At 64.3% G+C, this 13087-nt stretch carries 14 protein-coding genes; 3 read left to right on the plus strand and 11 right to left on the minus strand.

Going from position 1 to position 13087, the window contains the following annotated elements; all coding sequences use genetic code 11:
• Positions 1 to 11: 11 nt before the first annotated feature.
• The gene (locus tag LGN19_RS21105) at positions 12 to 776 is read right to left on the minus strand and encodes a glycosyltransferase family 2 protein (RefSeq protein WP_226216942.1); all 765 of its coding nucleotides are present in this window, start codon (positions 774 to 776) and stop codon (positions 12 to 14) included.
• Between the two features lie 145 nt (positions 777 to 921).
• Between LGN19_RS21105 and LGN19_RS21110 the strand changes: the two genes are divergently transcribed.
• Positions 922 to 1299, plus strand: coding sequence for an RcnB family protein (locus tag LGN19_RS21110; RefSeq protein ID WP_374104188.1), 378 nt, complete (start codon positions 922 to 924; stop codon positions 1297 to 1299).
• Between the two features lie 64 nt (positions 1300 to 1363).
• Here LGN19_RS21110 and LGN19_RS21115 read toward each other — a convergent pair whose 3' ends face one another.
• The 5 genes from LGN19_RS21115 to LGN19_RS21135 all read right to left on the minus strand — a co-directional run bounded on the left by LGN19_RS21115 (position 1364) and on the right by LGN19_RS21135 (position 6504).
• On the minus strand, positions 1364 to 1930 hold the full coding sequence (locus LGN19_RS21115) for an FUSC family protein (RefSeq protein WP_122946737.1): 567 nt from the start codon (positions 1928 to 1930) through the stop codon (positions 1364 to 1366).
• Between the two features lie 41 nt (positions 1931 to 1971).
• Positions 1972 to 3231, minus strand: coding sequence for an MFS transporter (locus tag LGN19_RS21120; protein ID WP_122945935.1), 1260 nt, complete (start codon positions 3229 to 3231; stop codon positions 1972 to 1974).
• Entirely contained in the window at positions 3228 to 4196 is a 969-nt protein-coding gene (locus tag LGN19_RS21125; protein ID WP_174963327.1) for a PRC-barrel domain-containing protein, read from the minus strand. The genes LGN19_RS21120 and LGN19_RS21125 overlap by 4 nt, the downstream gene beginning before the upstream one ends.
• A 343-nt stretch (positions 4197 to 4539) precedes the next feature.
• Entirely contained in the window at positions 4540 to 5694 is a 1155-nt protein-coding gene (locus tag LGN19_RS21130) for a collagen-like triple helix repeat-containing protein (protein ID WP_226216944.1), read from the minus strand.
• A gap of 474 nt (positions 5695 to 6168) precedes the next feature.
• Entirely contained in the window at positions 6169 to 6504 is a 336-nt protein-coding gene (locus LGN19_RS21135; protein WP_089440694.1) for a YggL family protein, read from the minus strand.
• A gap of 420 nt (positions 6505 to 6924) precedes the next feature.
• Here LGN19_RS21135 and LGN19_RS21140 point away from each other — a divergent pair, with 420 nt between their 5' ends.
• Together LGN19_RS21140 and LGN19_RS21145 are read left to right on the plus strand one after the other, a co-directional pair.
• Positions 6925 to 7137 (plus strand): helix-turn-helix transcriptional regulator, encoded by a 213-nt coding sequence (locus tag LGN19_RS21140; protein WP_226216946.1) that lies wholly within the window; start codon positions 6925 to 6927, stop codon positions 7135 to 7137.
• A 102-nt stretch (positions 7138 to 7239) separates the two neighbouring features.
• Positions 7240 to 8034 carry a hypothetical protein gene (locus tag LGN19_RS21145; protein ID WP_226216948.1) on the plus strand — a complete coding sequence of 265 codons (795 nt, stop codon included), beginning with the start codon at positions 7240 to 7242 and terminating at the stop codon, positions 8032 to 8034.
• Positions 8035 to 8424: 390 nt separating this feature from the next.
• Here the strand turns inward: LGN19_RS21145 and LGN19_RS21150 are convergent, their stop codons facing one another.
• From LGN19_RS21150 to LGN19_RS21170, 5 genes are all read right to left on the minus strand, one after another.
• Positions 8425 to 9675 (minus strand): phage major capsid protein, encoded by a 1251-nt coding sequence (locus LGN19_RS21150; RefSeq protein ID WP_226216950.1) that lies wholly within the window; start codon positions 9673 to 9675, stop codon positions 8425 to 8427.
• Positions 9676 to 9796: 121 nt separating this feature from the next.
• Entirely contained in the window at positions 9797 to 10054 is a 258-nt protein-coding gene (locus LGN19_RS21155) for a hypothetical protein (protein ID WP_226216952.1), read from the minus strand.
• Positions 10041 to 10472: a hypothetical protein gene (locus LGN19_RS21160; RefSeq protein WP_226216954.1), complete on the minus strand. Its 432-nt coding sequence runs from the start codon at positions 10470 to 10472 to the stop codon at positions 10041 to 10043. Before LGN19_RS21160 ends, LGN19_RS21155 begins: the two co-directional genes overlap by 14 nt.
• The gene (locus LGN19_RS21165; protein ID WP_226216956.1) at positions 10469 to 12682 is read right to left on the minus strand and encodes an AAA family ATPase; all 2214 of its coding nucleotides are present in this window, start codon (positions 12680 to 12682) and stop codon (positions 10469 to 10471) included. Before LGN19_RS21165 ends, LGN19_RS21160 begins: the two co-directional genes overlap by 4 nt.
• Positions 12679 to 12936 (minus strand): hypothetical protein, encoded by a 258-nt coding sequence (locus LGN19_RS21170; RefSeq protein WP_226216958.1) that lies wholly within the window; start codon positions 12934 to 12936, stop codon positions 12679 to 12681. Before LGN19_RS21170 ends, LGN19_RS21165 begins: the two co-directional genes overlap by 4 nt.
• Between the last annotated feature and the right edge of the window lie 151 nt (positions 12937 to 13087).

Raw genomic sequence — 13087 nt, forward strand, 5'->3', positions numbered from 1 at the left:
GGCGCCCGGCTTCAGCGGCCGGACGGCGGCGTACGATCGTGCGCCAGTTTCAGGAAGCGGTAGTAGACCGTTTCCGCGTTGAATACCGCGATCATGAATCCCGCCCGGCCGTCGAGGAACCCGCGCCGCAGCAGGTAGGTGCGGACGAACGCCCACAAGCCCCGCCGGATGGCCTTGCCGATGCCGGCGTGCTCGCCGGCCGCGCGCCGCTGGCGGGCGCCGGCGCTCGAGTACGCGTCGAGCTTTCGCAATACCGATTCGATGTCGTCGTACGAATAGTGGAGCAGCTTGCCGTCGAGCCGTGCGGCAGGGCCGTCGTACACGAGGCGCTCGTGGACCAGGTCGTCGGAGAAGCGCGCCGCGCTGCGCCGGAACAGGCGCGGAATCCAGTCCGGGTACCAACCACTATGACGCACCCAGTGCCCGCAGAAAGCGGACAGCCGGTCGATGGCATAGATGTCGGCCTGCGGCGCGCGTAGCGCCGCGCGGATCGATGCGGCCAGTTCGTCCGACACGACTTCGTCGGTGTCGATCGACAGCACCCAGTCGGTCGACAGGGCGTCGAGCGCACGGTTCTTCTGGGGCCCGAAGCCCGGCCAGTCCGTCGCGACGACGACGCGTGCGCCATGCGCGCGGGCGATCGCGACGGTGTCGTCGGTGCTGCCGCCGTCGACGACGACGATATCGTCGGCAAACGACAGCGCGCCGAGGCATTGCGCGAGCCGGCGTGCGGCGTTGTGGGCGATGATGGCGACGCCGAGCGTAGGTTCAGCCATGAAAAATCGTACGGATCGAAGGTGAGCGAGAGTATACCCGCTGCCTCGTGCGTGAAGCCGCGCAACTGGCGGGCCTGGCGAGCTGTGCTAGCCTTGTACGGCCGCGGCGTCATCCCGGCGCCGGCGGTTCGACGGGAGGTGGATGATGGTAACAAAGCACCCGATTCTTGCCGTTTTGTTCGTGGCCGCCGCGTTGGCGGCGCCGACGTTGGCCAGCGCACAACAGGACGACCAGGGGCGCGATCATGGCAATGGCCATGCGTACGGTCATGACAAGCACGACATGCGTAAAGGGCCCGGCCGCGTCGAAGACGTGCCGCCACGCTGGGCCGACCAGCCGCGCCGCGAGTGGCACAAGGGCGACCGGCTGCCCCCCGAGTTCCGCGATCGCCAGTACGTGATCGACGACTGGCGCGGCTATCACCTCAGCCCGCCGCCGCGCGGCTATCAATGGGTCGGCGTCGGCGGCGATCACCTGCTGGTGCAGATCGGTTCCGGCATCGTGCTGCGGATCGGCGACTGACCTGGCCGATACCCCGGCACGAATCGCGATGCCGCGATGCGCGCCGGGCAGCTGGTCCGCCGCGTCACTTTGCCGCGGCGTGGCGGAACCAGCGGCGCTCGATTCTCGACATCACCCAGCACACGCCCAGCGCGCACACCGTGCCGAGCGTCACCTCGCCGAGCCGCATCAGCGGAATGTCCCACAGCGGGCCGTTGCCCGGAAACAGCAGCACGATCGTGGCGGTCACGCCGCCGAGCCGTGCCGCGCTGCCTACGTTCAGGCACCAGCAGCAGACGATCACGACCGCGACGGTGATCGCATACGCGACCAGGCGGTCGCCGCCGAGCGCCGCGCCGGCGAAGCCGAGCACGCCGCCGACCATTGCGCCGATGAACTGGTCGCGCGACAGCGACATCGTGTCCGAGTAGTTGTGCTGCGTCACGGCGATCGCGGTGATCGCCGCCCACACGGCCTGCTCGGTGTGCAGCGCGCGGCCGATCACATACGCGAGGCACGCGCCGCACACGGCCTGCAGCGCCATCAGCCCGCCTTGCGCGAGCCGTTCGCTGAATGACAGCCCCTTGAACAGATCGAAGATCGACTGCTGGATCTGCTGGCGGGCTTCGTTGAGTGTCCTGATCGTATCCATCATGCGTTGGCCAAAAAGCGGGTAACGGTGGCGCGCGGGCGTCAGTGCGCCTGTCCGGGCGACGCGGAGGCCGGTTCGTCGGCAGCCGCGTCGCCGTTTTCGACGCGTGTTTCCGGCATCACGAGCCAGACCAGCAATACCGCGAGCGCGCCCGCGGCGGCAAGCCCGAAAAAGCTGACCGCGTTGCCGAAGTGATCGGCGACATAGCCGGCCGCAGCCGTGCTGAGCGTCGCGCCGATCCCGGCCGCGAGCCCGAACAGCCCGATGCACAGGTTGTAGCGGCCCTTGCCGCCCGCGACGTCGGCCGCGATCAGCGGCAGCATCACGCCGAACACCGCCGCGCTGATGCCATCGAGCATCTGCACCGGCACCAGCAGGTACGGGCTGCTCACGCCCGCGAACAGCAGCGCGCGCACCGGCAGCGCCGAGAAGCCGAGCAGCAGGATCGGCCGGCGCCCCCAGCGTTGCGCGGAGCGGCCGACCCACGGCGACAGCATCGCGACGATCGCCTGCGGCACGATGATGCACGCGGCGATCACGAGCTGCACGTTCTCGCCCATCCCGGCCGTGACTTCGCCCGCCGCGAGGTTCAGCATCGCCGCGTTCGACAGGTGGAACAGCACCACGCACGCCGCGAAGATCAGCATCCGGCGGTCGCGCAGCAGTTCGAGCAGCGTTTCGCGTTCGCCGGGTTCGTCGTGGTCGTCGGGCTTCGACGACTGCGGGATCACCTCGTGCGTCGGCTGGATCATCGCGAGCGCGAACAGCGCGGGCAGCGCCAGCACGGCGGTCAGCCAAAATACCGCGCGCGCGGAGAAGTATTCGCCGGTGAGCCCCATCAGGCCCGCCGCGACTGCGCTGCCGATCGACGCCCAGCGTGCGTTGCGGCCGAGCCGGTCGCCGAGGTCGGCGCGGCCGACGAGCGAGAACGAGATCGCGGCCATGGCCGGCACGAGCATGCAGCTTGCGAAACCGTGGAACACCTCGGCGGCGATCACCGGCACGATCGTCGGGCTCGACGCGAGCAGCACCGCGGACAGGATGATGGCCGCGATTGCCCACGCGGCCGCGCCTTTCTTGTTCTTCAGCGCATCGACGGCCGCGCCGCCCGGCACCTGGCTGACCATCGCGCTGATCGTGCCGATCGACAGCACCATGCCGATCTCGCCCTGCGTCCACTTGTGCGACGCGAGGTAGGACGCGATGAACGGACCGAACCCTGTTTGAACGTTTGCAACGAAGAAGTTGAGCCAGTCGAGGGACCGGAGACTGCGTACGCTGACGGAATGCTTGATCGTCATCGGGTCGCACTCGCAGACGAAGCCGGCGCCGATGCCGGGGTAACGGGCGGGTAGACCGCGACGATCGGCTTGTCGGCCGCGTAGGGCGGCGATGCCTTGATCTGTGCGTCGTTCAGGTCGAGCTGCGGGCGCAGCGCCTTGTCGCGCGTGACGAAGCGCAGCGCGCCCCAGCTCGCGGCGATCGAACGGCGGTCGGTATTGACGAGGCCGCCGAGGTCGAGCACGACAGCCTGCGGCTGCGCGGCGCGGTCGATCAGCACGTCGACGATGCGGCCGATCTTCGTGCCGTTCGAGCGCTCGACGTCGCTGTCGAGCAGCGTGAGTCTCGTCGCGGGCGAGGCCGCGGCCGAACCCGACAGCGGCACGGCCTTGGGCCGCGCGGCCGGCGGCAGGTCGCCCGACGGCACGTCGAGCACGATCGGCTCCTGCTTGCCGCCCGGCGTGAAGCGGAACACGTTCCACGGGAAGATGACCTTGCGGTCGCCGACGCCCATGAAGCCCTGCAGGTTGACGATCATCTCGCGCGGCTTGCCGCTCGCGTCGGTCACCATGTCGACCGCGCGGCCGATCACTTTGCCGTTGCGTCGCGCGACTTCGCTGTCGAGCAGCGCATGGATCTGGGTGCGGTCGAGCGGGCGCGTCGCGACGATCGGCGCGGGTGGAGGCGGCGGCGGTGTCGGCGATTCGGGCCGCTGCACGGGCTTCGGCCGCGTGACTTCGTGGTGCGGCTTCTTCGGCGCTTCCGGTTCCTCCGGGCGCGTCGGGGCCGGCACGGGCGGCATCGTCAGCGGTTCGCCGGCGGTTTCCTCGACGGGCTCGACGAGCGCCTCGCTGATCGGCGCGGGCGGATTCTGGACCGGCAACAGCCCGCAGCCGGACAGCAGCGCGGCGGTGGCGAGAATCAGGAAGACCGTCGAGGACGGAAACGACTTGCGGGATGCGGGAAACGGAAGTCCGCCGCTCATTGACACTCACTCCATGGGTCGGGGGCGGCCCGAGGGCACGCGGCTGGCGATGGATGGCGGGTGCGGGCGGCGCACCACGCGAGGTGAGATTTTAACGTGTCTTGCTTTCAGGACCGATTTCGATGGCTAGCTGGAGGCGGACTGTCGGGAAAAGGAAGGGATCGCGGGGTGGGGCAAGCGGTCAGATGCCGGTCGAGGGTGGGGCTTCTGCAGAGGCAGAGGCTTCTGAAGAGACGGGGGCAGAGGCAGAGGCAGAGGCAGAGGCAGAGGCAGAGGCAGAGGCAGAGGCAGAGGCACGGCGCCCGATCGTCGGTGACGATGCGGGCGCCGTGCCTGTCGCCGCTTATTTGACCAGTGCGCCGAGCGTCGTCGTCACGGGTGCGAGCACGCCGCCGCCCGTCTTCGAGAGCGCGCCGGTGCCGCTGCCGCCCGTCAGCCCCGCGACGGGCGAGCCGCCGGCCGCGCCCGACACCGCTCCCGTCACGGTGCCCACCGCCGACGTGAGCGCGCCTGCCGGGTTGCTGCCGCCCGTCGCGCTGCCGAGTGCGCCCGTCGACAAAAGCCCCGTGACCGGCGCGAGCGGACTCGTCGCGGCGCCGCCACCGCCCAGCAGCGTCGTGCCGGCGGTGGCCACCGTGTTGCCGGTCGCGGTCACGACGTTGCCGACGCCGGTCGTCACCGGATTCCCGCCGGTTTTCGCGATCGTCGTGCCGGCGTTCGCGACGCCGTTGCCGACCGTCGTCACGAGGTTCGTGAGCGGCGCGCCGAGCGGCGTGCTCGACGCGACGGTCTGCGTGACCGACCCGACCTGCGTGGTGATCGGCGTGATCGCCGAACTGGCGGCGCCCGTGACCTGCGCGACGGGGCCGGTCGACAACTGCGTGCCGAGCGTCGCGCCGCCGCCTGCGATCGTATTGCCGAGCGTCGTGACCGCGCTGCCGACGGGCGACGTGACGGGCGCGAGCGGTGCCAGCGCCGAACCGTTGGCGCCGAGGCTCGACACGACGCCGCCGGTCGCCGCGACCGCGTCGCCGAGGTTCGTGACCACGCCGCCGGTGCTCGCGACCGTCGTGCCGACCGGGTTCGACGATGCGCCGAGCTGGCCGAGCCCCGACCCGAGCCCGGTGCCGAGTGTCGTGACGGCGGCGCCGGCGTCCTGTACGACGGTGCCGAGCCCTTGCGTGGTCGCTGCGTTCGTGCCGGGCAGCGACTGGCCTGCGATCATCGTGCCGACGCCGGACACGGTGCCGCCCGCGGCCGTCACGATGTTGCTCGACGCCGCGGTCGTCTGGCCGACCGAATTGGCCTGCGTGCCGCCGGAACCGCTGCCGGTGCCGCCGGTCGTGGCCGTCGTGTCGCCCGACCCCGATCCGGTGCCGCCCGTGCCCTGGCTCAGCGAGCCGGAGCCGCCGCACGCGGACAGCGACATCAGCGCTGCAACGCCGGCCGCGATCATGATCATTCGGAGTCCTGCCTGATGGGTGATCGGCGTATCCATGTCGTCCTCGTATTCATTGGAGAGTGGGGTCAGGCGGCCTTCGCGTGCGCCGATGTGTCGTCGCTGCGATGGGGAAGCGGCTGGCGCGTTGTTGGTTGTCTCCCTGATTGACCTGTCGCCGTGTCGCGTTTTCGCCCGTATCGGAATCCGGAACACCTGTCGGGCGGGCGGTTTGCATTCTTTCGCCTTGCTTGCCGATCGCGCCGGAAAACACCGGATTCCTGGCGATCAGAGTAGGTCCGCCGGTGCGATCCGTCTTTTAATGATCGTTAAATTGAAGTAAGCGTCCGATTCACTGCGGAAATCGGGGTAATCACCGTCGACGCGGCGCGAATCGTGTGAGTGGGTGCCGCTGGCGCGGGTGTCGCGCGACGGCGAAGGGGGAGGGCGGAGGAGAGAGGCGCCGCGCCGGCCTGGCCCGCCGTGGCGGCGGGCAGGCGCGGGCGCTGCGCGAGGGGCGATGAAACCGGAAACTCAGGCTTCCGGATACCACGCGTCGCTGAATTCGCTGACCTTGACGTCGGTCAGTTCCGGCCGTGCGGCCAGCCAGCCGCGCACGAGCTCGCGGTCGGCGTCGGTCGTCGTGCCGCGCGGCGCGCCGGAAATCACGTAAGCGCCGATGCCTTCGTCTGCCGACGCGACGGTCAGCAGCCCGTTCGCTTCGACGAAGTCGATGAACGCGTCGATCAGTTCGCCGCGCTCAAGGTCGGTCATTTCGTTGCGGTAATGCGCGGTGGCGTTGAACGCGAGTTCCTGGAATTCGCCGATGTGGAGTTTCTTGCGCTGGCGGCGGTTGTGGCCTTGGCTCATGGTGTGTGGTGAATGCGAAAAGGGTAGGTAGAAAGGGCGGCGGCGGGTGCCGGCGCGGAGCATGCGCGGGCGGCCCGGGTGCCGCATCGAAGCGCCGCGCGGCGATGCCGGCGGCGGATGGACGGAACGTTACATCAGCACGATATCGTACTGTCTTGAGGTTGTTCGTATTTCTGTTTAAGGTCAATGGGTTGGGAAAGTGCCGCAGGCTAAATTTCTTCCTAGCTACCCATCTGGCTACCCATTGATGACGAAACAGGATGATACAGGGTAAGTTGGCTCTTGCAATTCTGCTCTTCGTTGCGGAAATTCTTACCATCATGAGAAATCCTCGGTGGGTTGGGTCGGGACTTTCAGCGAGAATCGCACTGGTAACGGGCCAACTCCAAACCATTAAACGTTAGAGACGGAAAAGACGACATGACCGACGAAATGAAGATAGCCATCAAGGCGTTCGAGCTTTTCAGCGCGCGCCGTCCCCGACCGTCTCAAGTGACGATGCAGCAAGCCGCAGAGATGCTGGGATTGAGTCGCTGGACGATTAGCAAGATGGTCAAGCACGGCACATTCAAGCTCAACAAATGCGGGCTTATCCCCATCGAGCAAGTGGACGCGGCCCTTCAACCCGCCTAGGCACTTGATGAAAAATTGGCAGCGGGAGAAAGCCGCCGATGAAGGGGGGCGGCATAAAGGTTGCCCAATAATGCGGGTGTTGTTATGAACCGGGGCTAAAAAATGAACGAAGTTATAGTGCAAAAAATCATTACCAATCCGTGGGTTGTTTTGGCGATAGCGATTGTCGGTGTGATTTCTCTGGTTTCATCGATAATATTTTATTTCAAGGCGAAGCGAGATAAGGAGCCGATGTATGGAGTAAAAACAAAGGTTCTTATTGAAAAGGTTAACAGCGCGCTTGAGGGCCTTGAGTTGAGATATAAGGGAGTGGCTCAAGACAGAATTTGTGTGACAAATTTGGTATTTTGGAATAAGGGGCGCAGCACGATTAATGGGGCTGATATTGCGAAGAGCGACCCATTGCGCATTGAATTTCCGCAAGGTGTGCAGGTCTTGGATATACAGATGACCCAGTCATCGAGCGAAGGATGCTTGCCAGAAACGGACGATGCTTATGTGCCGGGTTCGGTCGAATATCGTATAAATTTCGACTATCTTGATAATGGCGATTATTTTGTTGCGCAAATTGTCCATACTGGGGCTGTCGAGGAAAAATTCTCTGTTGCCGGGAAAATAAAGGGAGTTCGATCAATTGAGGAGGGTATTATGCTCCAGTCGTTTAATGTGCCTCTCAGTTCGAAATTACCTTTTGCTTCGGTATGGCGAAAATTTGAGGTGTTTTTTGACACAAGATACGGTGGTGCGCTTTGCTATGGTGTGCTTGGGGTTGCGATGGCGTGGATGGTTCATTCCACCAAGGCAAGCGGCTGGCTCTACGTAATGCCGGGGATGTGTTTCTTTGCTGGGGCCGTGATGTTAATCGGCGCTCGATATCGGCCGCCGGTGCGTATTTGAAGTTATTGTCAAATTGATTGGTCGGGTCGGGTCGGGTCGGGTCGGGTCGGGGTGGAGTGTATGTGGTGCCACAGAGGGGGCGCCTTGTGATGTTAATGCCATTAACATTGCGCGACGCGAAGAGTCTGCTGAAGGCTTTCTGGCTATGGCTTTCCGGCGGATTTTGTTAATTAACAAAATTCGAAAATGTGAAAATTTTCCGCGCGTGCGGGAGCGGTCGGTCTCGGTCGAAGAAAGCCGAAAACTTTTGCTACCCCCTCCCCCTGTGCGGGTGTGCCTGCGGCCGCGCGAGCGGCGCGCTATGCCATCCGCGCCGCCTCGCTTGGGCCTACGCAACCTCGCGCCGCCGTGCCAGCAGAGCATCGTCAGGCAGCGCGCCGCCGGTATGCCTTAGCTCGTAACGCCTTCAATCACCGTGATTGCGTCCGGGTAGTTCGCCACCACGTCGAAACGCGCGTGAGCGATGAACGCGAGTTGACCGTTCGAACCCGGCAACTCCGGCAGCAGACGGACATTGAAGTTTTCGCGCATCACGAATTGGACCGTGTTGAAGTTGCCGATAAACGCCAGCGACTTGTTAGCGCCATCGCCAAGGTTGGTCGGAACGCCAGTGGACGGACGGCGCACTACACCATCCAGCAGCGCCGGAGCGTTGAGCGGTTGACCAAGCGTGTCGACCAGACCAGCAAGGCCGGTCAGCGTACGTGGCGCCATGATGATCGACGTGGGCGCGGGCGCATCGGCGTCCAGTTGCGCTTGATACGCGGCCAGCATGTCGGCATACGCGAACGCGGAGCCGGTCTGCTTGATCTTCTGTACGTTCGTCATGCCGTACAGGCCCAACGGCTCGGGAGTCTTACCGGAGCCAACCAGCGCGGCGCGGTCGAATGCCTTGGCGAACGCTTGCGCGAGCGCTTGTCGCACGGCCCGATCCATGTCGTCAGCATCGGCCAGGAGTTCGCGGCTGATCGGCACCACGATTGCGAGCGAACGCGGCGTGGCTGTTACGGCGCGGAACGTCGGGCCACCGATTTCCAGCGGGTCATTCTCGTTGCGCCATGCCGGTTTCGGCAGTTGATCCACAGCCGGAATGGTCAAGCTCTTTGCAGCGCCAAGCGGCAGAATGCTCGCGCCAGCGGCCAGCACTGCCGATGAGCTCACCATCGCATCCAGAATCGCGGGCATCACAAGGTCCGGCACCGCATAGCCGCCGTCCTTACCCACGCCTTCCGACAGCGCCGCACGCGCACCCTCGGGGACGCCCGACATACCAGCAGCGGCGCGAATGAAGTCCGCGATACCGAAATTGGCTGCCGGGGAGAATGCGCCGCGCTGCGCCGCTTGAGCGCGATTGCGATAGAACGCGCCGATCTGCGAGCCACGGAGGCCGGTCGATGCGTGAACCGGCTGCTCTTCCTGCTGTGCATCGGAATCACGCGCGCCGCCGAGCATCTCCCCGCCAGCTTGCCGGATCGTCATCTTGTCGATGGCACCGCGCACTTCGTCCATTTCCGCTTGGTTCTTTTCCTTGAACGCCTTGAACCCCGATTCAACGCCTTCGATGAGTGCCTTGATGTCCGGCAAGCCAACTTGGGCGTGGACGGATTTGATACCACGAGTAACTTGCGAATTCGATTGCATATGAAGCCTTCTAAAAACTGGTTGTTGTGATTGCGGCAGGGCACGGCATACCGCCTGTGATATCGCCTCTATGTCGTGCGGATGCACAACAAATAGCACTTGTCAATATTATAAGTTATCCTTAATGGATGAGCGAATCGGCCGCAATGCGACACACTTCCGACCGCTCGCCCGCCGCGTCCACGACGCTGATAGCTGTCTCCAACACGCTGCCTGGCAGCGCACAGCTACGCAGTTCAACCGCGCCGCCCGATGCCAGCACGAGCGAGCATGAGCCGTAATACTCGGGGTCTTCGACGCGCAATTGATCGAACGCCGCTTGAAACAGGCGCTTCACAGCAAGTTGGTAGTCGGCAATAACTTTCTCAGTGCTGTTCATTCTTCTTCTCCGTTTTGATGCTGGCCCGCGCCGCCGCGAGCCGTTCTGTGAAATAGGTCAGGTCAGGGCGTAGCGTCGACAGCGGCTGTCGCTCGATACACGACACCACATGGTCAAAGTCACGATCCGGCCAGCGCTCCAGGCGCGCCAGTTCCGTTACCGCGTCATGCAACTCGCGTTGCCATTGAGTCACGAGTTCGGGAGTCATATACGGCCCCCATGGTAGGAACGGGCCGTCTTCCAGAGGCAGGCCGTTCAGTTCACGGGCGCACTCGCGCAACGCGATCCGATTGGCGCGCATGGCGGGCAACAGTCGGGCGGCAGCATCCTTGGGGCCGCGCCATGTAAACCGGTCGCCGTCGACGGTCAGGGTGATCCCGCTGCGACGGCACTCGATCCAGATTTCGAGGGGCGTCATACATCACCTCCGGCGTCAGAAACCGAAGAATTCACCGAAGGCGACACTCCCTTGGCAATGTCCCCTTCGGGAAAATCGCCAAAATCGACCGCCCGCAAACCCTTGCCAGAGCCGAAGGGGACATGAATTGCCGAAGGGGACACGGTATAGAGAGCGGGATTCTTCGTGTCTTCTTCGCGGGCTGTCTCCTTCGCGAGCGCCCATTCCCATCCTTCCTTCATGCCGACCTTGCGTTTCTCAACGCCGAGCTTCGATGCGGCACGCTGCATCATCTTCCAGTTGTGCCCGGCCCCGTCTGCGTCGGCTTTCAGCACTCGCGTTCGAACTGGCCCATCCGACAGCAGGCCGGCTAGAAACTCGCAAGCGTCATCGAGCCCCGTTCGTTCCTCGTCGTCCCGCTCAACGTCACCAAGAATGTCGCGAGCCGATCCGTCGATCAGTTCACCCCATACAACGCGGCTGCTTGGGATGCCTTCGATCTCGCCTTGTTCAAGCGTGTAGGAAACGCCGCCTTCGTCCGGTGCGATGTTGGATTTCGCGCGCGCGAGGATGCGGCGCTCGGCTGTCTCATCCTTGCCTGCGACAAGCACCATGCGAGCCAGAGCCACGAACGCTTGTGACCCGATGACGCGCTCAGCTGGCGAACTGCCCTTGGTGCCCTTGGCAAAGTGGCTGATACCAAGCACCGCGCATCGGTACGCGCTCGCCATATCGACAAGCGATTGCAGATTTCGGCGTACATCGTTCACGCGATGCGCATCCCCGGAAACCGCAGCAACAATCGGGTCGAGAATCAGCAGGCTCGCGCCGCCGATTTCGGCCAGTCGCTCGGCCAGCAGCGGAATGTCGTGGGCCGGATCGAACGGCATGATTTCGCCGCTTTCGTCGACGCGGCCGCCGACCTGATAAACCCGGCTCATATCTGCACCGGCATACAGCAGTCGCGGTGCGAGCGTATCGCTAGCGTCGTCTTCGCCTGACCAGATCAGCACGTTGCCGGGGTTCTGGCAGATCGATCCATCCGGCCACTTACCGCCGCGCGAGACGGCGGCAGACAGGGCGAGTGCGAGCGTGGTCTTACCGGTTCCCGGCGAGCCTGCGAGAAGCGTCAACTTCCCTTCCGGGAGCCAGTCCGGCCAAAGCCAGCGAATGGCTTCGGGCTTGATGTTCGCGAACGACGTAAGCACGACGGATTGGCGCGCTTTGGTCAACGCGCCGGGAATGCCGACGCCGCCGGGCGCGGTAGCGGCGTCTACGCATGCCCGCACCGCCTCCAATCCGCTGAGCGCGTGCAGGTCGTTGAAGTCCGTTGTTGTCTCCGGGCGGTCGGCGCCGAAGTCGGGAACAGCTATCTGTGCGTCGATGACGCGCGCCGCCTTCCTTGCCCTCGCCATACCCGGATTGCCAGCGGTCGCCGTGTCGTCATCCGCGCAGATCACGATACGCAGGCGCGGATACTTTGCCCGCCATGCCTTCGCCACGGCCATCAAGTTCCCCGCGTTCATCGCAGCCGCTACCGGATAGCCGGTAGCCTCGTGCAACGAGCAGGCAGTTGCGAATCCCTCGCACACCAGCAGGGGAGTGTCGTTACCGGGCTTCGCGCCGCCAGTCACGGCGACAAAGCAACCGCTGATACGTCCGCCGGTCTGGAACGCCTTGGAGCCGTCCGGCTGGATGTACTGCGCCGAATGGTGTGCGCCGTCTACGTCCTGAACCTTCAATACGAGTTGGTCGCGCAGTTGCTTCGCCCCATAGGGCTTGATCTTCTTGGCGCGGATATAGGCATGGTCGCCGTGTGGATTGCCGGCCTTGCCCCACAGGTCGACGGCTTTCTCTGCTGCCTCCGCCTGCGTGCGTTCGTGATGCGCAGCGGCCGCCCGCGCTTCGTGCTCGCGCTGGCTCTTGCGTCGCGCGAGTTCGTCGGCGTCGATCAACTTTAACGGCTCGCTTTCGCGGTAGCCGTGACTGATTGCCTCTTTGAACAGAGTCGCGATAGTAATGCCGCCAGCCTTGAACGATCGCCAGACGGTCGCGGAGTCCCGCTCGCTGTAGCTGTCCGCGCCGCCCGACCATGCGTTCCAGAGGTCGAAGCCTGCTTCCCCAAGTTCGGCCTTTACAGCCATGCCCATCTGTACCCACGTATCGCGGGAATCTGCCGGGACGTGACTCAACGCGGCGCGGATGCGGCCTTCTTCGGTCTGTAAAGTCATGCACCACCTCGTGAGGACAACTCAGCGTCATGAATACGCCGACATTTGGCGTTGCGGCGGGTGTCAACTTCCACGTCAGCATCGAGCGCGGCCTTGATCCCCTCCACGAGTTCAATCATCACCCACGAGAAATTGCTTCTGGTGGTTGCGTCCAGCTCGTCGCAGGCATATTCGTTTGCTATGGAAACCACGTTCAACATCGCTTCGAGCTGGCTCGCCTTGGTATAAATTGTGTCGTGAGTTGAGTTACGCATGACTCACCTCCGCGCGGGCAATGTCGGCCAGTTGGAGCAGGGTAGTGCCGAGAACGTCGATAGCGTCGTTCGGACGGTCAGACAGCGCAGCATCGCGCAGTGCGATACGGATGATTTCGAGGGGGGATTGTGTTTGCTCGGGACGAGCAAG

This window comes from Burkholderia sp. AU30198 (assembly GCF_020419825.1).
Lineage (GTDB): Bacteria > Pseudomonadota > Gammaproteobacteria > Burkholderiales > Burkholderiaceae > Burkholderia.

What these genes read in the sequence shown, in the direction of transcription:
- LGN19_RS21120 (WP_122945935.1), bottom strand. Translation starts at nt 3,231, where the DNA reads ATGACGATCAAGCATTCCGTCAGCGTACGCAGTCTCCGGTCCCTCGAC.
- LGN19_RS21110 (WP_374104188.1), top strand. Translation starts at nt 922, where the DNA reads ATGGTAACAAAGCACCCGATTCTTGCCGTTTTGTTCGTGGCCGCCGCG.
- LGN19_RS21105 (WP_226216942.1), bottom strand. Translation starts at nt 776, where the DNA reads ATGGCTGAACCTACGCTCGGCGTCGCCATCATCGCCCACAACGCCGCA.
- LGN19_RS21115 (WP_122946737.1), bottom strand. Translation starts at nt 1,930, where the DNA reads ATGGATACGATCAGGACACTCAACGAAGCCCGCCAGCAGATCCAGCAG.
- LGN19_RS21140 (WP_226216946.1), top strand. Translation starts at nt 6,925, where the DNA reads ATGACCGACGAAATGAAGATAGCCATCAAGGCGTTCGAGCTTTTCAGC.
- LGN19_RS21150 (WP_226216950.1), bottom strand. Translation starts at nt 9,675, where the DNA reads ATGCAATCGAATTCGCAAGTTACTCGTGGTATCAAATCCGTCCACGCC.
- LGN19_RS21165 (WP_226216956.1), bottom strand. Translation starts at nt 12,682, where the DNA reads ATGACTTTACAGACCGAAGAAGGCCGCATCCGCGCCGCGTTGAGTCAC.
- LGN19_RS21145 (WP_226216948.1), top strand. Translation starts at nt 7,240, where the DNA reads ATGAACGAAGTTATAGTGCAAAAAATCATTACCAATCCGTGGGTTGTT.
- LGN19_RS21125 (WP_174963327.1), bottom strand. Translation starts at nt 4,196, where the DNA reads ATGAGCGGCGGACTTCCGTTTCCCGCATCCCGCAAGTCGTTTCCGTCC.
- LGN19_RS21135 (WP_089440694.1), bottom strand. Translation starts at nt 6,504, where the DNA reads ATGAGCCAAGGCCACAACCGCCGCCAGCGCAAGAAACTCCACATCGGC.
- LGN19_RS21130 (WP_226216944.1), bottom strand. Translation starts at nt 5,694, where the DNA reads ATGGATACGCCGATCACCCATCAGGCAGGACTCCGAATGATCATGATC.
- LGN19_RS21170 (WP_226216958.1), bottom strand. Translation starts at nt 12,936, where the DNA reads ATGCGTAACTCAACTCACGACACAATTTATACCAAGGCGAGCCAGCTC.
- LGN19_RS21160 (WP_226216954.1), bottom strand. Translation starts at nt 10,472, where the DNA reads ATGACGCCCCTCGAAATCTGGATCGAGTGCCGTCGCAGCGGGATCACC.
- LGN19_RS21155 (WP_226216952.1), bottom strand. Translation starts at nt 10,054, where the DNA reads ATGAACAGCACTGAGAAAGTTATTGCCGACTACCAACTTGCTGTGAAG.